Source organism: Flavobacterium glycogeni (assembly GCF_048286775.1).
GTDB lineage: Bacteria > Bacteroidota > Bacteroidia > Flavobacteriales > Flavobacteriaceae > Flavobacterium.
The window spans coordinates 14,383-36,520 of sequence record NZ_JBLVPV010000001.1 but is presented as its reverse complement, the minus strand read 5'-3'; the positions used below and the strand labels follow the sequence as shown (position 1 = coordinate 36,520).

15 protein-coding genes are annotated in these 22,138 nt (G+C 33.6%); 4 read left to right on the top strand and 11 right to left on the bottom strand.

The window, feature by feature from the left end; translation table 11 throughout:
• Window positions 1–70: 70 nt before the first annotated feature.
• The 7 genes from ACNQGX_RS00135 to ACNQGX_RS00105 form a co-directional block, all read right to left on the bottom strand.
• Window positions 71–2,530, bottom strand: a complete 2,460-nt coding sequence (locus ACNQGX_RS00135) for a DUF7619 domain-containing protein (protein ID WP_417972906.1) — start codon at window positions 2,528–2,530, stop codon at window positions 71–73.
• Window positions 2,531–2,687: 157 nt separating this feature from the next.
• Window positions 2,688–4,466, bottom strand: a complete 1,779-nt coding sequence (gene rpsA, locus ACNQGX_RS00130) for a 30S ribosomal protein S1 (RefSeq protein ID WP_131917246.1) — start codon at window positions 4,464–4,466, stop codon at window positions 2,688–2,690.
• 382 nt (window positions 4,467–4,848) lie between these two features.
• On the bottom strand, window positions 4,849–6,225 hold the full coding sequence (locus ACNQGX_RS00125) for a nucleoside permease (RefSeq protein WP_417972904.1): 1,377 nt from the start codon (window positions 6,223–6,225) through the stop codon (window positions 4,849–4,851).
• A gap of 74 nt (window positions 6,226–6,299) precedes the next feature.
• Window positions 6,300–6,992 (bottom strand): (d)CMP kinase, encoded by a 693-nt coding sequence (gene cmk, locus ACNQGX_RS00120; protein ID WP_417972902.1) that lies wholly within the window; start codon window positions 6,990–6,992, stop codon window positions 6,300–6,302.
• A 64-nt stretch (window positions 6,993–7,056) separates the two neighbouring features.
• Window positions 7,057–8,079, bottom strand: coding sequence for a type IX secretion system protein PorQ (porQ, locus tag ACNQGX_RS00115; RefSeq protein WP_417972900.1), 1,023 nt, complete (start codon window positions 8,077–8,079; stop codon window positions 7,057–7,059).
• 176 nt (window positions 8,080–8,255) lie between these two features.
• Window positions 8,256–10,709 carry an endopeptidase La gene (gene lon / locus ACNQGX_RS00110; protein ID WP_417972898.1) on the bottom strand — a complete coding sequence of 818 codons (2,454 nt, stop codon included), beginning with the start codon at window positions 10,707–10,709 and terminating at the stop codon, window positions 8,256–8,258.
• 243 nt (window positions 10,710–10,952) lie between these two features.
• Window positions 10,953–11,888 (bottom strand): DUF6252 domain-containing protein, encoded by a 936-nt coding sequence (locus ACNQGX_RS00105; RefSeq protein ID WP_417972896.1) that lies wholly within the window; start codon window positions 11,886–11,888, stop codon window positions 10,953–10,955.
• A 236-nt stretch (window positions 11,889–12,124) separates the two neighbouring features.
• On the opposite strand from ACNQGX_RS00105, the gene ACNQGX_RS00100 reads away from it, so the two are divergent.
• The 4 genes from ACNQGX_RS00100 to ACNQGX_RS00085 are packed head-to-tail and all read left to right on the top strand — an operon-like array spanning window position 12,125 to window position 15,011.
• On the top strand, window positions 12,125–12,679 hold the full coding sequence (locus tag ACNQGX_RS00100) for an RNA polymerase sigma factor (RefSeq protein ID WP_417972894.1): 555 nt from the start codon (window positions 12,125–12,127) through the stop codon (window positions 12,677–12,679).
• Window positions 12,676–13,212, top strand: a complete 537-nt coding sequence (locus tag ACNQGX_RS00095; RefSeq protein WP_417972892.1) for an anti-sigma factor — start codon at window positions 12,676–12,678, stop codon at window positions 13,210–13,212. Before ACNQGX_RS00100 ends, ACNQGX_RS00095 begins: the two co-directional genes overlap by 4 nt.
• Window positions 13,196–14,257 carry a hypothetical protein gene (locus tag ACNQGX_RS00090; protein WP_417972890.1) on the top strand — a complete coding sequence of 354 codons (1,062 nt, stop codon included), beginning with the start codon at window positions 13,196–13,198 and terminating at the stop codon, window positions 14,255–14,257. The genes ACNQGX_RS00095 and ACNQGX_RS00090 overlap by 17 nt, the downstream gene beginning before the upstream one ends.
• A gap of 19 nt (window positions 14,258–14,276) precedes the next feature.
• Window positions 14,277–15,011 carry a head GIN domain-containing protein gene (locus ACNQGX_RS00085; RefSeq protein ID WP_417972888.1) on the top strand — a complete coding sequence of 245 codons (735 nt, stop codon included), beginning with the start codon at window positions 14,277–14,279 and terminating at the stop codon, window positions 15,009–15,011.
• A gap of 36 nt (window positions 15,012–15,047) precedes the next feature.
• Here ACNQGX_RS00085 and ACNQGX_RS00080 read toward each other — a convergent pair whose 3' ends face one another.
• The 4 genes from ACNQGX_RS00080 to glgB all read right to left on the bottom strand — a co-directional run bounded on the left by ACNQGX_RS00080 (window position 15,048) and on the right by glgB (window position 22,127).
• Window positions 15,048–16,373, bottom strand: a complete 1,326-nt coding sequence (locus ACNQGX_RS00080) for an MFS transporter (RefSeq protein ID WP_417972886.1) — start codon at window positions 16,371–16,373, stop codon at window positions 15,048–15,050.
• A gap of 188 nt (window positions 16,374–16,561) precedes the next feature.
• Window positions 16,562–17,377: a M48 family metallopeptidase gene (locus ACNQGX_RS00075; RefSeq protein WP_417972884.1), complete on the bottom strand. Its 816-nt coding sequence runs from the start codon at window positions 17,375–17,377 to the stop codon at window positions 16,562–16,564.
• An 88-nt stretch (window positions 17,378–17,465) separates the two neighbouring features.
• Window positions 17,466–19,865 (bottom strand): glycoside hydrolase family 31 protein, encoded by a 2,400-nt coding sequence (locus ACNQGX_RS00070; protein WP_417972882.1) that lies wholly within the window; start codon window positions 19,863–19,865, stop codon window positions 17,466–17,468.
• Window positions 19,866–20,219: 354 nt separating this feature from the next.
• Window positions 20,220–22,127: a 1,4-alpha-glucan branching protein GlgB gene (gene glgB / locus ACNQGX_RS00065; protein ID WP_417972880.1), complete on the bottom strand. Its 1,908-nt coding sequence runs from the start codon at window positions 22,125–22,127 to the stop codon at window positions 20,220–20,222.
• Window positions 22,128–22,138 lie beyond the last annotated feature (11 nt).

Sequence of the window (22,138 nt, the reverse complement as noted above, 5' to 3'; positions counted from 1 at the left end):
ACGAGATAATACTTCATAAAAAAACCGTTTCTAAAATTAGAAACGGTTTTTTATCATTTAAATACAAGACTTATTTTTTAATGAACTTCATACTCGAACTTCCTTTATCTGAATTTATTTTAATGAAATAATTTCCAGTTTTTAAATTCGATACATCAATTTTAGAGATTACTTTTACATTAGGAAACGCTAGAACCAGTTGTCCCAAAATATTATATACAGCAATTGATTTCACTTCAATTTCATTTGTTGTAACAATATTCAGAATTTCATTTACAGGATTTGGATATACAGTAAAATAATTCGAAAACTCAAAATCTTGCGTTCCTAATGTTTTGAATGTTGATGTAGCTTTGTTCGTTATAATTGGAAAATTATAATCAAAATAAATACTGGCATCATTGGTAAAAGAATCTCCTAACACAAGCGTTGGTTTTGTTTTTATTTTAAAAGCAATATAACCATCATTATTCGCATCATCAAAAGGAAGATTTATATTCTCGAAGATAAATTCTACTTTGTTACCGTCAGAAATTTTGGTCGTATAAGAATGACTTGCATTTGTGGGTACCAAGGTTGAAATATCAAATTTTGACAAGTCAATCATGTCTTTCACAACAATGTTTTGTGCGGCATAATTTCCTGTATTTTCAAAGCGAATCATATAATGCACATATTCTCCAATCAAAGCTGGAGTAATTGTAATTCCTTCTAAGCAGGTTTTATCATTTGGATCGAACGAACCTACAACCGTCTGATTCAGCGTGAATGTATTGTCTTTTGGAGTTTCATCAATAACTGAAGAAACAATTTTTGCTGTGTATGCCAAAACGTCTCCATTATTAACAGCTGGTGTTTCTGTTTGTGTATTTACGTTTAGTGTAACAATAATTTCTTTGGACTCAAATGGTTTTAGATTGATAAAATCCCAAGATAGATTATTTGCAGTTTGAGTTGAAGTTATTGGATTTGCAACAACTAAATCTAAAACTGCATCATTAAAAGTTAGATTTACTGAACCTAATTGTGTTGTATTTCCCTTGTTTTTATATACTATTTTATATTTCGTATCAAAACCTGGTCTTGCAGGCTGCAATGGTAATAAGGTAACTTCTAAATCGGGATGGGAACCATTAGCCATAACACAAAAATCCTGTGTAAAAGGACTGGCCTGTGTTGGAAAAGTAACGCCTATTGTTGTTGGAGACACATTGAAGTACGCTGAATTTTCTAAAACTGGGGTAATAGTGTGTGTTCCGGTTTGAGCGGGAATTGAATAATTCCCTGTGGAATTAGAAATAAAAACTCCCGTTGTTGTTCCATCAGTTATATTTAATTTTACGTTTGGAAAATTTATATCTGAAGTATCACACTCATTATTATTACTGTCTAATTTACTATTTCCTTGTATTGTATAAAAAATTCCACCGGGAGTAAATGTGCAATAAGAATTAATACCAACAGTAGATGAAGACATTCCGCTATAATAAACTTTATTTTGAAAAAAATTATATTGATTATCTTCAGCACAGATGTATTTTAAATTTGGGTTATTGAAAAAATAAATATCATAATCAGTCCATTTATAACCATTTTTTACCAGCAAACCGGATATTTGATTATATTGGCACTTTAATAATTTTAAATCTTTTTTATCTGATAAGTTCAAAATGCCAGTTAAACTATTATTATTGCATTCGAGCTTTTTAAGTTTATCAGAGCCAATTAGATTTAAACTTGTAATTTTATTAAAAGAACAATACAGTTCTTCTAAATTATTTAAACCTGATAATTCAAGTTTTGAAACATTTTGGTAATTAGATTCAGTTTCACTACAACGCAGTATTTTTAAATTCGGTAAATTGTTAAAAGATAAATTTATTAGTGAACTCCCTGTAATTAAAACACTTTGTAAGTTATTTAATCCAGATACAGATAAATTCTTCAAACTATTAATAAACGAGAGCTTCAGTGTTATAAGATTAGGACATTGCGATAAATCCAATGTTAACATCGTACTATTATTACAATCCAAATATTCCAAATTAGTAAGGCCCGTTAAATCTAAATCATCATTAATCTGTTTACAATTTAATATTTTTAGATTTGTTAACCCAACAACATTCAGATTTTTAATAAAATTATAATCACAATTTAATTCAACTAAATTTTTTAATTGGGTTACATCCAAATTGTCTATACTACAACTTCTACAATTTAAATATATTAGATTAGTGAAGTATGAAATTCCATCTATTCCATGGAGCACACCAAATGGACCTGTCATATTTAAACTATAATTGTCAATATTTAATTGATATACATTTAATGCTTCACTTAATTGTATCTCTTTATCATCATTGATATCAATTTTAATATTGTTTCCATTTTTATCCTTTGCTACACTAGAAGAAGCTGTTGTATTAACCAAAATACTTTTAAATTCTGTACTATAATTAAAATTAACGACTTGAGCCTTAACGCTCCACAAAAAATTAAAAATAATAAGTAAACAGTAGATTTTTTTCATTTTTATGATTATTAGATATGTAAATATAAATCAATAAATCATCTAATATCGGGTTTTCTTACAAAAATTAAATGTTAAATAGCTCACCTTTAAGTTTTTAAACAAAAAAAGCTCCGCAAATTGCGGAGCTTTCTATATTCAAAAAAATTTCAAGAAATTATTTTTTCTCTGATTTTTCCATTTTAGCTTTCAATGCAGCTAATACATCATTGTTATCTCCTAAAGTTGCAGCTGGTGCATTTGTAGATGATGCAGATGAAGTATTTTCAGTTGCAGTTTTCACATTTTTCTCTTCTTCTTCACGGAAGATAGCAGTGTGAGATGCAACTACTCTTTTGAATTCTTTGTTGAATTCGATTACTTTGAAATCAGCTGAATCGCCTTTTTTCAATTTCTTTCCGTCTTCTTTTTCAAGGTGACGAGTAGGAATGAAAGCAACGATATCATCTCCGAATTCTACAGTAGCTCCTTTGTCAACGATTTCAGAAATTTCACCGTTGTGGATAGTTCCTACAGCGAAAGAATCTTCATACTGATCCCAAGGATTAGCAGTAGTTTGTTTGTGACCTAAAGATAATTTACGTCCTTCAACATCTAATTCTAATACTACTACGTCAAGTTTCTCACCAACGTTTACAAATTCTGATGGGTGTTTGATTTTCTTAGTCCAAGAAAGGTCAGAGATGTAAATTAATCCATCAATTCCTTCTTCTAATTCTACGAAAATTCCAAAGTTTGTAAAGTTTCTAACGATACCTGTATGTTTAGAACCTACTGGGTATTTAGCAGTGATATCAGTCCAAGGATCTTGAGACAATTGTTTGATACCTAATGACATTTTACGGTCATCTCTATCTAAAGTTAAGATAACAGCTTCAACAACATCACCTACTTTTACGAAATCTTGAGCAGAACGTAAATGAGTAGACCAAGACATTTCAGAAACGTGGATTAAACCTTCAACACCTTCAGCAACTTCGATGAAAGCACCGTAATCAGCGATTACAACTACTTTACCTTTTACTTTGTCTCCAATAGCTAATTTAGCATCAAGAGCGTCCCATGGGTGAGCGTTTAATTGTTTCAATCCTAATTGAATTCTTGTTTTCTCATCATCGAAATCAAGGATTACAACATTTAATTTTTGGTCTAATTCCAGCACTTCACTTGGGTGGTTAATACGACTCCAAGAAAGGTCAGTAATGTGAATCAATCCATCAACACCACCTAAGTCAATAAACACACCATAAGAAGTAATGTTTTTAACAACACCTTCTAATACTTGTCCTTTTTGTAATTGACCGATGATTTCTTTTTTCTGGATTTCGATATCCGCTTCAATAAGCGCTTTATGAGAAACAACAACATTTTTGAATTCGTGGTTAATTTTTACCACTTTGAATTCCATCATTTTGTTTACATATACATCGTAGTCTCTAATTGGTTTAACATCAATTTGAGATCCTGGTAAGAAAGCTTCAATTCCGAAAACGTCAACGATCATACCACCTTTAGTTCTGCATTTTACAAAACCATTAACGATTTCTCCTGTTTCGTTAGCCGAAATAACTCTATCCCATGATTTGATAGTACGTGCTTTTCTGTGAGATAACACTAATTGACCTGTTTTATCCTCACGGATGTCAATTAATACTTCAACAGTATCACCTACTTTTAAGGCTGGGTTGTAACGGAATTCGTTCAATGAAATAACACCTTCCGATTTTGCGTTGATATCAACGATAACGTCTCTATCTGTAATTCTAACAACTACTCCATCTACTACTTCTTCTTGATCTGTAGCAATAAATGTTTTTGAAACTAGTTCTTCGAATTCTAATAAGTTTTTCTCATCAACTGCATCAATACCTTCTTCGAAATTGTGCCAGTTAAAATTTGCTAAAAACTCTTCTTGTGATTTTACTTGTTCAGACATGCTGATTAAAAATTTGTATTCTGTATTCTCTCGAGTTTCTTACTGTGATAGAAAACAACAGAAGTTGTTTGTATAATTAATTGATACCTAAAGGAAACTCTTACTCACCAAAAGGTTTGCAAAGGTAACACATCTTTATTTAACTGTCAAGTTTTTTTGTCATGAAAATCAGCAATCAAAAAATAGTAATAAATTGATAATCAGCAGCGAAGCATTTTTACTTTTCTGTGGGTAACGTACCCGCTCTCGCCTTTATCTCTCCTTCCCGTCCCGAGGCTTCGGGATCCATCGGGGCTAGTTAGCTTTAATGGTGCTTTTTCAGTATAAAAAAAACCGATAATTCATTACAAATTATCGGGTTGCATTTATTTAAAAAGGTGTTTTAATGGCTGTATTTCTCCACCACTTTTGGGTCGTGTTTGTGCTTAAACAAGATAGCAAAAGCAATCGCTATAATCAAAGCATACGCCGCAAAAGACAACCAGATCGTGTGCCAGTCTTTCATTAAAATTTCTTTACTAAAAATTCCATCTGCTGAAATTGAATTTCCCTGGCCTTTCACAAAATCCAACATTTTAGAATTTGTAGCATCCGTTTGTAAAAATCCAGCCAACTCAGTAGTATTTTTAAACGATTTCGTAAAAAAGGAATCAATCGCCCAACCCGAAGTCAAACTTCCTAAAACTGCTCCAACTCCATTGGTCATCATCATAAACAATCCTTGCGCCGATGAGCGTATTTTAGAATCAGTATTGCTTTCTACAAATAAGGATCCCGAAATATTAAAAAAGTCAAATGCCATTCCGTACACAATACAAGACATAATAATCATCCAAAGTCCATCCGTTGGATTTCCAAAAGCAAATAATCCAAAACGTAAAACCCAAGCAAACATACTAATCAGCATCACTTGTTTGATTCCAAATCGTCTCAAGAAAAACGGAATTGCCAAAATAAATAAGGTTTCCGAAACCTGGGAAATCGACATAATAATAGTCGAATATTGTATCACAAAAGAATCCGCATATTTTGGAAAATGTTTAAATTCATCCAAAAAAACATCTCCGTACGCATTTGTCAATTGCAAAGCGCCTCCCAAAAACATCGAGAAAATAAAGAACAAAGTCATCTTGTAGTTCCCGAATAGTTTAAATGCTTCTAAACCTAAGGTTTCAACCCACGATGCGTTTTCTTTAGTCAAACGCTGTGGCTCACATTTTGGCAATGTAAACGAATAAATACCTAATATTAAAGCGCCAATTCCTGCAATATAAAATTGAAACTCCGTTGACTTACTTCCACTTAAATTCGTAATCCACATCGCAACGATAAAACCTATTGTTCCCCAAACCCGTATTGGCGGAAAATCTTTTACTAAATCTTTATTACTTAGCTTTAACGAAGTGTAAGAAATCGAGTTGCTTAAAGCAATCGTGGGCATATAACAGCACATCGCCGCAAGCATTACATAAATAAAAGTACCGGGTGTCGTTACTTGAGCAATCCCAAACAAAACCACTGCATATAATATATGCAAAACGCCATATAATTTTTCGGCATTTACCCATCTGTCTGCAATAATTCCAGTCAGAGTTGGCATAAATAAAGATGCAATTCCCATGGTACCGAAAACCAAACCAAACTGAGTTCCCTCCCAATTTTTGGTTCCAAACCAATAATTTCCAATTGTAATAAGCCAAGCTCCCCAAACAAAAAACTGAAGAAAGCTCATTATTACCAATCTATTTTTAATTCCCATGAGATGAATTGTTTTTTATTTTTTAAAAATTAACAAGGCGTAAATCTACTATTAAAAATGAGATCTGCAAATAATTATATCGTTTTAGTAATTTCATTTACTAATTCCAATACCAGCTCGAATTGTTCTTTACGATTCAAATGAGAATTGTCAATTTCTATGGCATCTTCAGCCATGACCAAAGGGGAATCCTTACGGTGTGTATCGATATAATCGCGCTCTTCTACGTTTGCCAGTACTTCTTCAAAAGTTACACTATCGCCTTTTTCAACCAATTCATCGTAACGTCTTTGCGCTCTAGTAGTTGCGCTTGCTGTCATGAAAATTTTAAGCTCGGCATCAGGGAAAACTACGGTACCAATATCCCTTCCGTCCATTACTATTGCTTTGTCTTTTCCCATTTCTTTTTGCTGTTCGACTAATTTGGTACGAACCTCTGAAACTTCAGCTACTTTACTCACAAAACTGGAAACTTCAATCGTTCTGATTTCTGTTTCAACGTTTACTTCATTCAAATACATTTCGGCAAAACCCAAATCAGCATTGAATTTGAATTGCAATTTTATATTTGGCAAACTATTAATTAAGGTTTGTTTATCAAAAGAATCCGCATTTATGTAACCATTTTGCATCGCAAATAAAGTTACGGCACGGTACATTGCTCCGGTATCAACGTAGATATATCCTAAATGATTCGCGAGTTGTTTGGCCAATGTACTTTTCCCTGTAGAGGAAAATCCGTCAATTGCTATGGTAATTTTTTTCAAAATATTGTATTTAAATTTTAATAATTAATCAAATTGTTTTGCCATTAATTTCAAAGGAGAAAAATCATTCTTGAAAGTTAACGGTTAACCCAAAAAGGCTTGTATTTCCTGCCAATGTGTATCTGGAATACGAGTAATTAAATTTCAGTTTATTCAACTTAAGCCCGAAACCTAATGAAACTCCCGAAAAATTACGTTGTTCCTGAAGACGTAATTCCTCCGCTCTTCGAAAATTATATCCCACACGCAAATTAAATGCTTTTTTAGGAAAAAGCTCCACTCCCACAATCACATGTCGCAACGCATTATTTACAAATGAAATTTTTTCTTCGGTCTCCGTACCGTCAAATGACGATTCTGCTCGGACCGGATTCGAAAAAGCTATATTCCATTGCTGTAAATTTTCCAAAGTAAGATGCCAGCGAATAGGTACATTTTCTAATTCTTGTGAAACGCCCGCAATGATTTCGAGTGGCAGTTTTTCGTTTGTACCATTATACGTAGAAAATTGGGTTCCAATATTTCGAATAGCCAAACCCCAATTCACATCATTTTTTTCATCTATAAAAAGTGCTCCAATATCAATTGCGCCACCAAAAGAATTATAACTTTCTAAGGTAGAAGAAATCAGCTTGGCACTGGCACCTAAATGAATAGTGGTATTAGGAATAGTATAGGCATACCCAAAAGAAAGGGCAATTTCACTTCCGGTAAAGTCTGAAGTTGGCTGACCATTTTCGTCATACCCTTCAAAATTACCATAGTTCACATAATTTACTCCAGCCTGAAAGGTTTGTAAATGACGATCGTAGGTATAAGCGTAAGAAGCCGTTCCGTAGGTTACTTCCTTAAAATAACTTCCATAATTTAAAGCCAGATGATTGTCCATTTCTGCATTTATAGTTGCCGGATTAAAATGGGATTGATTGACGTCATCATCATAAATCGTGATAACTTTTCCGCCCAACGCGGCTTGTCTTGGTGAAGTAACCAAGTTCAAAAACTGATAGGTATACTTACCTCCTATTTGACTGTAAGACACAGAACAAATGAAAAATAAGGAGTATAGTAAAAGTTTTTTCAACATACTTTAAATTGCAACTTATGTAAGGTAAAACGCAACTGCGAAGATAAAATTATAAATACAATAAATGGCAACTTTAAAACTCGTAATTGCAAATAAAAATTCCAAATTCTAAGCACTGAAAATCAGGTTTTAGAATTTGGAATTTTATCCCGAAGCTATCGGGATGGAATTAATTTTTATTTTAAATCCTTGGCATTCTTTACTTTCTGATCGGTCAAAGCATATTTCAATACTTCGCTCATTTCCTTAACATAATGAAAAGAAAGTCCTTCCAGATATTCTGGTTTTATTTCATCAATATCACTTTTGTTTTCGTGACACAGAATAATTTCTTTGATATTGGCTCTTTTGGCAGCCAGAATCTTTTCTTTGATTCCGCCTACTGGCAAAACCTTCCCACGCAAGGTGATTTCTCCTGTCATGGCCAAGTTTTTCTTCACTCGTTTTTGTGTAAACAAGGAAACTAATGACGTCAACATTGCAATTCCGGCACTTGGACCGTCTTTTGGAGTGGCGCCTTCCGGAACGTGCAAGTGAATATTATATTTAGAAAGTATCTCTGAATCCAACCCTAAAAGTTTCGCATTCGCCTTGATATATTCTAAAGCAATGGTTGCTGATTCTTTCATTACCGTACCTAAATTTCCGGTAATGGTCATGATCCCTTTTCCTGGAGAAAGTAACGATTCTATAAACAGAATATCACCACCAACAGAAGTCCAAGCCAAACCAGTTACCACACCGGCAACATCATTGTTTTCGTATTTATCTCTTTCTAATCTTGGAACACCAAGTGCTTTTATGATATCGTCGTCCGTTACTTTTTTGTTATACTCTTCTTCCATCGCAACTGATTTGGCTGCATTACGGATTACTTGAGCAATTTTGGCTTCTAAACCACGAACACCCGATTCACGAGTGTATCCTTCGACGATTTTCTCTAATTGTTTTTTACCAATGGTTAAATCTTTGGTCGTCAAACCGTGTTCTTTCAATTGTCTTGGAAACAAATGCTGACGCGCAATTTCTACTTTTTCTTCAATCGTATAGCCAGACATTTTGATGATTTCCATTCTGTCTTTCAATGCAGGTTGAATCGCAGCCATATTATTGGAAGTCGCAATAAACATCACTTTAGACAAATCATATCCCATTTCAAGGAAATTATCATAAAACGAATTGTTTTGTTCCGGATCTAAAACTTCCAGTAATGCCGAAGAGGGATCACCTTGATTGCTATTTGATAATTTATCAATTTCATCCAAAACAAAAACAGGATTTGATGTTCCGGCTTTTTTCAAACTTTGAATAATTCTTCCCGGCATGGCGCCAATATACGTTTTTCTATGTCCGCGAATCTCCGCTTCATCACGTAAACCACCAAGAGAAATTCTAACATATTTTCTACCTAAAGCTTCTGCAATGGAGCGTCCAATTGATGTTTTTCCAACTCCCGGAGGTCCTGTCAAACAAATAATTGGAGACTTCATATCATTTCGCAATTTTAAAACTGCCAAATGCTCTATCATTCTTTTCTTAACATCTTCAAGACCAAAATGGTCTCTGTCAAGAATTTTCTGTGCTTTTTTTAAATCGAAATCATCTTTAGAATATTCATCCCAAGGCAATTCTAAAAACAGCTCCAGATAGTTTCTTTGAATTCCAAAATCTGGCGCTTGCGGATTCATGCGACGCATTTTAGACAATTCTTTTTCGAAATGTTTTTTGGTTTTTTCGTCCCATTTTTTGGTCAAAGACTTCTGTAACATTTCATCCATTTCCTCTTCTTGGGAAACGCCACCCAATTCTTCCTGAATGGTTTTCATTTGTTGGTGAAGGAAATATTCGCGTTGTTGTTGGTCTAAATCGAAACGAACTTTTGATTGAATGTCATTTTTTAATTCGAGTTTTTGCAACTCAACATTCATATATCGTAAAGTCTCTAAAGCCCTTCCTTTCAATTCATTAATCGCTAATAAATCTTGTTTCTCTTTAACAGACAAGTTCATGTTTGAAGTAACAAAATTGATTAAGAATGATTGGCTCTCAATATTTTTGATGGCAAAGGTTGCTTCGCTTGGAATATTTGGGCTTTCTTTAATGATTTGAATCGCTAATTCTTTGATTGAATCCAGAATTGCCACAAACTCAGTATCGTTTTTCTTAGGCCTTTTTTCAGGAACTTCCTTAATTTTCGCAGTTATATATGGCGTTTCAGAAACAACTGAATCAATTTCAAAACGTTTTTTACCTTGAAGAATTACAGTGATATTGCCATCAGGCATTTTTAGTACACGCAAAATTCGGGCTACAGTTCCTATTGAATGGATATCGTCTTTGGTTGGATCTTCATCCTCCTCATTTTTTTGAGCAACAACTCCTATCGTTTTACCGGTAGCATTAGCGTCATTAATCAGTTTTATTGATTTATCACGACCAGCAGTAATTGGTATTACTACTCCGGGAAATAAAACCATATTTCGCAAAGGCAAAATAGCCAATGATTCCGGTAAAGCCTCATTATTCATTTCCTCCTCGTCCTCGGGAGTCAAAAGTGGAATTAAATCTGCTTCCGAATCAAATTCTTGAAGTGACAGATTGTCAATAGTAAGTATTTTATGATTTGACATATATTATTTAAGTCTTTTTGTCATTAAAAATTTCATTATTTAAGCAAATATAAGGTTTCAAAGTAGTCTTTTTATATAAAATCTATGTTTAACAGTCATAATTTGCTTAACTCTTAAAAAGACAATCATTATGCCAAAACGGATCTAAAATAGATTTGATTTAGACAAATTCAATCTATTAAATTGATTTTGGTTCATAAAAAAATCCGCACAAAGGCGGATTTAATAAAAACGGTGTCGAGATTAATACGAAACACTAAAAGTTCCCTCAGTAATGGTATGTTTTTCGGTAGAAAAAAATGAATTGGCTGAAAATTTAAAAGTTCCTGATACTTTTTTATTTACTTTATCATGACTTGTAATCGTGATGGTACCAGTATCAGCACCAAATATACCCGAACCATCACTATTCGCATTTTTGTTATATACTCCAATATAAGTCCCAATTGACTCCAAATTATAAGTTCCAGAAATTATGGTATTGGGAAAAGACAACCCAATAGTTTCGACACTTCCTCTTCTGGCAGAAATATTTATTTTGTCCATAAGATTTAGAGCCGTTGTATTTGTTGGAATGAAAGCTACCCCATCTAATTTTGCAGAAAAACTATTTCCCAATGGAGCGGGTGTGTCAGCTGTATATGAAATATTTGTAAAAGAGCCGTTTGTCATCACTTTTGTTTCAATACTGGTTCCTGTTTGATCCGTAAATTTAGCTCCTGTAAATTGGAAAGTTCCTGATATTTTTTTATTGGCTGTATCAATTGAAGAAATAGTTATACTGGCAGTATCAGTATATTTTGGGAAATCTGAAGCGCCACCCGAACCTTTGGGTTCACTGACAAACCCCTCAACACCATTAGATGGAATATAGGCTAATGCCATTACCCCTCCAGCTGCTTCAACACTTTTCCAAGTATAAGTGCCAACTTTGCTGGATGGTAAAGTGATTTGAACAAAATCGCCATTTGGAGCTCTAAGTCCAGTTATAGAAATATAACTGTCATTAACTAATGCTTGAACAGAGGTTGAAACAAAAGTTTTTCCATCAAAATCTACTTTTAAAGTACCGGATTTGGCATTACTATCCGTAATATTTTCAACTTTTTCATTTGAACAAGATGTAAAAATTAATCCTAAAACTAAAACTGGAATAAATAAAACGATAAACTTTTTCATGTATTTATTTTTTAATTGTTAAAATTCGAATGTAAAATTATTACAAAATTGTTTTTATTATGTGAAATTCTTGTTAAATTACACACGCAAACAATGATTAACAACTCATTATCAATAGATTAAAATTAAATCTTATAAATTATAATTGAACGTATTCAAACAAAAAAAACATATTTTTATAAAACTGTAACAAATGCAAAAACCTCTAGTCCTTATAATAAACTAAAATCAGCTGTTTGAGTTTAACCAACTATAATATCGAAGAATTAATCTTGCTTTGCAGGCAAAAAAATCAAAAAGCACAGTGCGAGGTTTACAATCGCTATGCAAAAGCGATGTATAATGTGTCCTTTCGGATTGTCAAAGATGTCCATTTTGCTGAAGATGTAATGCAGGAAGGTTTTTTAAAGGCATTCACTAAGATAAACGACTATAAACAAGAAGTTGCTTTTGGCGCTTGGTTAAAAAGAATTATCGTGAACTGTAGTATTGATTTTTACAAAAAAAACAATCAATTCAAACCGGAAGATTTTACTACAACGCTTTATAAAATTGAAGAAAACGAAACGGCTTTAACTGAAAGCACAAATTTCAATGAATTAAAAGTAAAACAAATTTTAGAGGTCATCAACGCTCTAAAATATAATTACAGAATGGTTTTGACTCTTTTTTTTATCGAAGGTTATGACCAGGAAGAAATCAGCGAAATTCTAAATATCAGTTATGCCAATTGTAGAACTACACTGAGCAGAGCCAAAGATTGTTTAAGAAAAAAATTAGAGGAAATATGAAAAAGGAAAATAAAAAACTGGACAAGTTATTTGACAAATTTGAAAATCAATGGGATGTCGAGACTCTTGAAAGTAATCATGAGGAACGATTTATAAAAAAATTAAAGTCTAAAAAATCCAATTGGAAACGTTTCGTTTCTATTGGTATCGCTGCTTCTATCGTTGTTATGTTAGGACTTTCTATCTTCAACAATACTCCTAAAAAAACAGAAGAGCTACGATTTGCATCAAGAGAAACCAAACAAACAGATTCTATTTTTACTGTTTTAATTGAAAATGAATTAGAAAAAATAAAAGAAAAAAAATCACCTGAAAATGAAAAAATAATTTCCGATGCACTCAAACAAATGAGAACATTAGATAGTGATTATGAAAAAATAATTAAGGAATTAGAAACAAATGGAGAAAGTAAGCAAATTATTTATGCGATGATCAGCAATCTTCAAACACGAATTTCTTTTTTACAAAATGTACTGTTACACATTGAAAACAATGAAAAATTAAAAAATATTTCTGATGAAAAAACAATTTAAACTACTCCTATTATTCGTTTTAGTTCCCTTTTTAGGATTTTCCAATGATCCTGATTATATCCATACCAAACAAAAAACCATTAAAAAAACCTATTTCGTAAATTCGGATGCGGGTCTTTATATCGATAATTCTTACGGCAATATTTCAGTAACAACGTGGGATAAAGATAAAACCGAATTGGATATTGTTATAAAAGTAAGTGGCGATAATGAAAATTGGGTCAACCAACGTATCAACGCTATTGATGTTGATATAATTGCGCTGAAAGGGATGATTACTGCAAAAACCATTTTGGGAAACTCCAGTTATAAGAGTAATGGTAAAAACAATAGTTTTCAGATCAATTATACGCTAAAAATTCCAAAAAATGGAAGTGTAAAACTCCATAATAAATATGGAAATATCACTACACCGGACTTATTCTCTGAGGCTGAAATTAAATGTAAATACGGCAAAATAGCACTAGGCAGATTATCCGGAAACTCAAGTAACATTCTAGTAGAATACTGCTCTAACTCGACTATTTCATTTTTAAAAAATGCAACTATTACGGCGAAGTATTCGAATTTAAAAATTGGAGAAGTCACAAAACTAGATTTGGCTTCTGATTATACTGATGTAGATATTCAAGAAAGTGATGTGGTTAAATACATCAGTAAATACGGAAATATTAAAATTCAGAATGTAAAATCCTTAGATGCAACCGGGAACTATTTAACCCTCAAAGTTGGTGAATTATCTAATAATTTGAAACTGTCCACAAAATACAGCAATGTAACTATTGGAACTATTAACGCCAAAGCCAATACAATTAATATTGCAGCAGGTTACACTGGAATAAACATTGGATTTGATGCTAATTATGCTTTTGATTTTAATGTGACAGTAAAATATGCTACTTTTAAACATGACAATGAATTAGAAATAAATTCTAAAGAAGACTCACATAACTTGAAAAAATACAGTGGTTTTTACAAGAAAAAAGGAGTCAACAATGTATCTATAATTTCAGATTACGGAAATGTAATACTATTAAAAAAATAACAACCTTAAAACTTTATTTATGAAAAATTCAATCAAATTATTTGTTAGTTGCACCTTATTACTAACTACAATGACTCATGCCCAATGGTCATCCAATCAAAAAATAAAAGGCAATGGAAAAGTAACTTCTGAAAAAAGAAGTACAGCTTCTTATGATGGAATTGCAATAACTGGATTTTTTGATGTCGAATTAGTTTCGGGAAAAGAAGGAAGCATTACTATAAAAGGGGAAGAAAATTTATTGCCTTACATCAAAGTTGAAGTTGTCGATCAAATATTGAAAATTTCTACTGAAAAGAACAAACAAATCAGTACCAGCAAAGGAAAACAAATTGTGATAGTTGTCCCTTTCGAAAGTATCAGTCAAGTTTCTTTGACTGGTTCAGGTGATGTAATAACTAAAAACAGTATTAAATCGAAATCATTTTCAGCTAAATTAGCAGGTTCAGGTGATATGAATTTAAATGTTGAAGCAAATGACTTTGATGTCAACTTAAGTGGTTCGGGAGATGTCGTTCTAAAAGGTAAAACTGAAAATTTCAATAGTAATTTAAACGGTTCCGGTGATATTGATGCGGGTGATTTAAAATCTAAAAACGCAAAGATTACCGTTTCTGGTTCAGGAGACAGCAAAGTTTTTTGCAGTGAAAGTCTTCATGCCAGAGTTTCTGGTTCCGGAGATATTGAATACACTGGAGATCCAAAGAAAAAAGATACGAAAGTGAATGGCTCAGGAGCTATTTCGAGAGCTTAATTCTTTCTAGTTAATTATCTTAATCAAGGTGTTTTATTAATTTAGAACACCTTTTTTTGGCACTCTTTTCAACAAAACAATACCAATAACAAAAAAGGCTCCCAAAAATACAATAGCAAGTCTTGTGCTTCCGGTAATCTGGTCGATAATGCCATAAATGCACATCCCAATAACAATTCCCACTTTTTCGGCAACATCATAAAAACTAAAAAACGAAGCGGTATCCTCGGTTTCCGGTAGCAATTTAGAGTAGGTGGAACGAGACAAGGTCTGAATTCCTCCCATCACCAGCCCCACAAAACCCGCCATAATATAAAATTGAATGGGCAAGGTGATAAAATAAACTACAGCACAAACTAAAACCCAAAAGCAATTGAGAGCTATCAAAGTAGGAATGTTTCCGAACTTCGCCGAAGCTCTAGAAGTTAAAACCGCACCTAAAATAGCAACCAACTGGGTCAATAGAACACAAATAATTAAACCAATTGTACCTTCACTTTTAGATTCCCAAGCAATTTCCTGGGTTCCAAAATAGGCGGCTATGAGCATCACGGTTTGCACCGCCATGCCGTAAACAAAGAAGCTAAGCAGGTAGCTTTTTAAAGCCTTATTGTGTTCCAATAAATCCCAAACTTTTTTTAATTCTCTAAAACCATTAAAAACAACATGGTGTGTCACTTTACGATCTGCATTTTTGTTGCCTTTTGGCAAAAAATAATAGGTGTATTGACTGAAAAGAATCCACCAAATTCCTGCCGTAACAAAAGAATAACGCATGGCTTTCATGGCGGCCTGTCCTTTGGTTCCAGTTATTCCAAAAAATTCGGGCTGCATAATCATTCCTAGATTGATGATTAACAAGATAACGCTTCCTATATAACCAAGGGAATATCCTTTGGCACTGGCTCCATCTTGTTGCTCTACAAATGCAATGTCTGGCAAATAGGAATTATAAAACACCACACTTCCCCAAAAACCTATTAAGCCTAATAAATAAAAGAGCAAGCTGATATAAATATTTTCTAAACTAAACCAATACAGACCCACACAAGATAAGGCGCCCAAGTAACAGAAAAACTGCATGAAGGATTTCTTATTTCCCACATAATCAGCAATTCCAGACAAAAAAGGAGAAATCAAAGCTACAACTAAAACGGCTACCGCAGTAACAAAGCTAATTAAGGCCGAATTCTTAATACTCGTTCCAAAAACATGGATGTAATAGTCCCTATCGACAAATAAGGCCTCGTAAAATATCGGAAAAACGGCAGAGGTAATCACTAATGGGTAAACTGAATTCGCCCAATCATAAAAAGCCCAAGCGTTTAATAATTTTTTACTCCCTTTTGGTAAATCTGCCATATTGTTGTTGTTTGCGATGCGAATTTATTTATTTTTTGTTAAGAATGATCTAAAAAGCAAATAATTTATGCATTAACAAATCATTAATGAATGCCAACAACCGTAATATTTTATAACTTAAATTCAAAAAAAATAGGCTATCCCTTTCAAGGACAGCCTGTTTAACTGTTTTTATAATACTATAAGTACTATCTGTAAATAACACCAACTTTAGTTGCTAAAGCTTTTGCTTCTGGAATTAGTGCTTTTAGATTTGTAATTCTTGTTGCATCAGATGGGTGTGTGCTTAAAAATTCCGGTGGCGCTTGTCCCGCAGATTGTGCAGCCATTCTTTGCCAAAAAACAATAGATTCATCCGGGTTATACCCTGCAATTGCCATTAAAGTAAGTCCTATTTTATCCGCTTCCGTTTCATGTCCTCTGCTAAAAGGGAGCATTGCACCATATTGCGTTGTTACACCATAAGCTTGTTGCCAGATTTGTTGATTTTCTTCACTCTTACCTCCTGTAGCAACTGCAACTCCTACAGCTCCTAATTGCTGCAATTGAGCTGCGCTCATACGCTGTGCCCCATGATTGGCTAATGCGTGAGAAACTTCATGTCCTATTACAGTTGCTAAACCAGCATCATTTTTAGTGATTGGTAAAATACCGGAATAAACAACAATTTTTCCACCGGGCATACACCAAGCATTAACTTCTTTATTGTCAATTAATTTATATTCCCAACGATACTCATTCAAATATTGTGTTTGCCCTAAATAGGTTAAATATTTTTCTGCCGCTGCTTTAATTCGCAACCCAACCGTTTCTACTTTTTTAGCATCTTCAGTTCCGGTAATCACTTTATTTTTCTTTAAAAAAGTACCATATTGCTGAAAAGATGTTGGAAACAACTCACTATTAGAAACAAAATTTAGGCTTTTTTTTCCTGTAAGTGGATTAGTAGCACAGGAATAAACCAATCCTACTGCAAAAATCCCTACTAATAAATGCTTTTTCATAATTTTAGATTTTAAATATTAAACAAAAATACAATTATTATAAACATTTATATTTACATAATTAAATGTAAATATATCAACTTTTTTGTTATTCACCTGTTATATGCAACGTTGTAAATTCCTTATCTACAACCAAGTAGTCATTATTTTCTAAAGTATTTTCATCAAATGACACTTCCACATTATCAATTTCAATCATTTTAACTTTAAATGGTAATCCGATAAAATTTATTTTATATTTCGAATAATTCGTGTCATATTTTCCTTCTTTATGCAGCTGAATAATCAGTTCTTTCTCTTTACCGGTTGTTTGAAACGATAAGAAACTATACCTCCCTTTTTTGTAATCATAACCGTCTTGAGCATCTTCATAAACTACTGACTTTTCTTTTCCTTCTTTGTAGTAAATATCTAATGTTAACTCATCAAATTCTAACTCTCCAACATATTGTTGCACCGGATATTTAGGAATGATTGCTCCTGCTTTTACAAAAATTGGAATTTCATCGAATTTAGTATCTACCCAGATTTCTTTTCCTCCATTAACTGTCTCATTGGTCCAATAATTATACCACTGCCCTCTAGGAATATACATTCTTCTACCTAAAGCATTAGGTTCTAAAATAGGACATACTAAAATTTGGTTCCCAAAAACAAATTCATCATTTCTGTAATGCGTTTGAATATCTTCCTGATCATAATATACCAATGGTTTTAGCATTGGAATTCCCTCTTCAATGTATTGCCAAAACATGGTATACAAGTATGGTAATAATTGATACCGTAAATTTACGAATTTTCTAGTGATATCTATTACTTCCTCGTCAAATGCCCATGGTTCCTGATTGCCATGATCACCAGAAGAGTGTGTTCTGCAAAAAGGATGAAAAACACCCAATTGAATCCAACGTGCATATAGCTCTCCTGAAGGCTGTTCCGCAAATCCACCAATATCTGATCCCGTGAAACCCATCCCGGAAATAGACATGCGTTGTACTTGAATATTTGCAATCCACAAATGTTCCCAAGTGGCCACATTATCTCCTGTCCAAGAAGACGTGTAGCGCTGTGCTCCTGCGTATGCTGATCTTGTTATTACAAAAGGTCTTTTTGGGTAAGCAAATCGTTTCACACCGTGATACGTTGCTCTGGCCATTTGCGTACCATAAATATTGTGTGCTTTTCTATGACTGCAAGGATTTCCATCGTAATCGTGACGTACATCCATAGGAAATGTTTTATTGGGAACTTCCATAACCGCAGGTTCGTTCATATCATTCCACACTCCTTTTACTCCAATATCTGAAATTAATTCTTTAAATAATCCAGCCCACCATTCTCTTACTGCCGGGTTTGTATAATCTGGAAAGTTACATTCTCCCGGCCATACTTTTCCTTTCATATACGGACCATCGGCTCTTTTGCAGAAATAATCTTTTTCTAAGGCTTCTTTATATACAGCGTATTCTTTGTCAATTTTTATTCCCGGATCAATGATTACAACTGTTTTGAAACCATCTTCGGCTAATTCTGTTACCATTCGTTTTGGATCGGGAAAATATTCTTTGTTCCAGGTGAAACATCTAAAGCCTTCCATATAATCAATATCCAAATACAACGCATCGCATGGAATTTTTAATTCCCTGAATTTGGCTGCAACTTCTTTCAAATTACTTTCCGGATAATAACTCCATTTACATTGGTGGTATCCCAGTGCCCAAAGCGGCGGCAATTCCGGTTTTCCAGTCAAATCAGTATACGTAGTAACAACATCCTGCATTTGCGGTCCGTAAATGAAATAGTAATTCATCTCTCCACCTTCGGCCCAATAACTCGTTACATTCCTTCTTTCATGACAAAAATCAAAATACGTTCTAAAAGTATTGTCGAAGAAAATTCCGTACGATTGCTTGTTTTGTAAACCAATGTAAAACGGAACGACTTTGTATAACGGCTCTTGGTCTTTTTGAAAAGCATATTGATCCGTAGCAAAATTCTCCAGTCTCTTTCCCTTCAAATTCATTTGGGTTGCTTTATCGCCAAGTCCGTAAAAGCATTCACCATCTTTGGAAGCCTTACTCATTTTTACGATATTACCGCCATATTCATAGCTTTCTTCCCAATGAAAACCCAATTCATCTTCTAGTATAATATTTTCATCCAAATCAAAAATAGACAATCGCATGTCAGTTTTTTGAATTCTACATTGTACTTTACTGGTTTTTATCTGATAATAATCTTCCACTTCAGAAACCTCAAGAAAATTATATCCATGAGAATGGCTTTTATCAATTGCATAAGAAAAATCATTGCTGAAATATCCTTTTGTAGTAAACCGAAATCGGATTAAACTATCTCTTAATACGGTTACTTTTAGGATTACACTATTACCGGTATGAAAATAGACTGAATCTACTTCATGCTCAAAAGAAACTATTTTTGAAGGATATAAATCTCCTTTATATTCTAATTCTGTATTTGTGATCATATCTTGTGAAATTAATTTTAATCATTTTTTTGGTTTTCAAACTTACAAAAAACCTTGTTAAGCACATGTAAATCTGATGTTTATTCGCGAAAACGTTGTAGTTTTTAAACAATGAGATTTAGAGATTAAGAGGGATTGTTTTGTTATTAACAAAGAGGCCTAGAGATTTAGAGAGGTTGGTTTTTATTTCTGTTTTATTTAGGGCAATTGGTTGTAATATTCGTTTAGAAATACAAATTTGCCTTCTGACATAATTGTTTGTTTACAAAAATGTTCATTTTGCCGTGAATGCCTCTTTATCTCTAAACCTCTTTGTTAAAAATCAGCTTCTCTAAATCTCCAAATCTCTTTGTTTTATAAAATTTTGAAAACCGTTACACCCAAAGGCGGCAAAAGCAATTCAATTGAGTAATCCTTTCCATCATAAGGCATCGCTTCAATTGTTAATTTGCCATGATTGGTTACCCCACTTCCGCCATAAATTTTGGCATCACTATTAAAAATTTCTGTTAGTCTTCCTTTTCTTGGCAGACCAATACGGTAATTGGAGCGAACAACTTGAGTAAAGTTACAAACTACAATCACATCGTCTTTTTGGTTATTTCCTTTTCGGATGAAAGACATCACTGCATTTTGATGATCCGAATAATTAATCCATTCAAAACCTTCTGGGCTAAATTGTTTTTCATACAGTGCCGGTTGGGTTTTATATAATTTATTCAAATCAGTAATCAATTTTTTTACGCCTTCATGATACGGATATTCCCATAAATGCCAATCTAAACTCTTTTCAAAATTCCATTCGCTACTTTGCCCAAATTCACTTCCCATGAATAATAATTTTGTTCCGGGATGTGTAAACATATAGCCGTATAACAATCGTAAATTCGCAAATTTCTGCCATTCATCACCTGGCATTCTTCCAGCGATAGATTTTTTCCCGTAAACCACTTCGTCGTGAGAAAGCGGTAACATGAAATTTTCGGAGAACGCGTAAGTCATCGAAAAAGTCAAATCGTTTTGATGGTATTTTCTGTAAACCGTTTCTTTTTGAAAATAGTCCAAAGTATCATGCATCCAGCCCATCATCCACTTCATACCAAAGCCTAAACCGCCAACGGATGTAGGTCTTGAAACCATTGGAAAAGAAGTGCTTTCCTCAGCTATGGTTTGCACTCCTTCAAAATTAGAATAAACTGCTTCATTGAATTCCTTCAAAAAACTTATGGTGTCAAGATTTTCTCTACCTCCATAAATATTAGGCTCCCATTCCCCTTCTTTTCTGGAATAATCCAGATATAACATAGAAGCGACGGCATCTACTCGAAGCCCGTCAGCATGATAATACTGCAGCCAAAACAGCGCATTACTTATCAAGAACGACCTAACTTCATTACGTCCATAATTAAAAACCAAACTTTTCCAATCCGGATGATAGCCTTTTTTTCGATCAGGATGTTCAAAAAGATTGGATCCGTCAAAAAATCCTAAACCATGTGCATCATCCGGAAAATGAGAAGGAACCCAATCCAGAATTACGCCAATTCCTGCTTGGTGCAATTTATCTACTAAAACCATGAAATCCTGTGGGTTCCCGAAACGGGAAGTCGGCGCAAAATACCCAACCAATTGATATCCCCAAGACGGATCATAAGGATATTCCATTATAGGCATAAACTCAACGTGAGTAAAGCCTGTTTCTTTTACATAATGGACTAAATCTTCGGCAAATTCAAGATAAGTCAAAAAGCGATTGTCTTCGGTATGACGCTTCCAGGAACCTAAATGTACTTCATAGACAGAATAAGGCTTGTCTAAACCGTTATGGTTTTTACGCGATTCCATCCAGTGGGTATCTTTCCATTTGTAATCCAGATCCCAAACCACTGAGGCTGTATGTGGCGGTTTCTCACAATAAAAAGCAAATGGATCTGCTTTTTCGGTGATAATTCCACCATTATTAGATTGGATTTTATATTTATAGGTTGTTCCTTTTTCTATATTTGGAATAAAACCTTCCCAAATCCCTGAAGAATCCCAACGAACTTGCAGCAGATGTTCCCCTTGTGTCCAAAAATTGAAATCCCCAACCACTGATACCGAATGAGCCGTAGGAGCCCAAACCGCAAAATAAACGCCTTTAATGCCATCAACTGTTACAAGATGCGCACCTAGTTTTTCGTATAATCGGAAATGTTTCCCTGCTTTAAATAAATCGATGTCAAAATCGGTAAAAAGGGAATGTGAGATAACTTTATTCATATAACAATTGT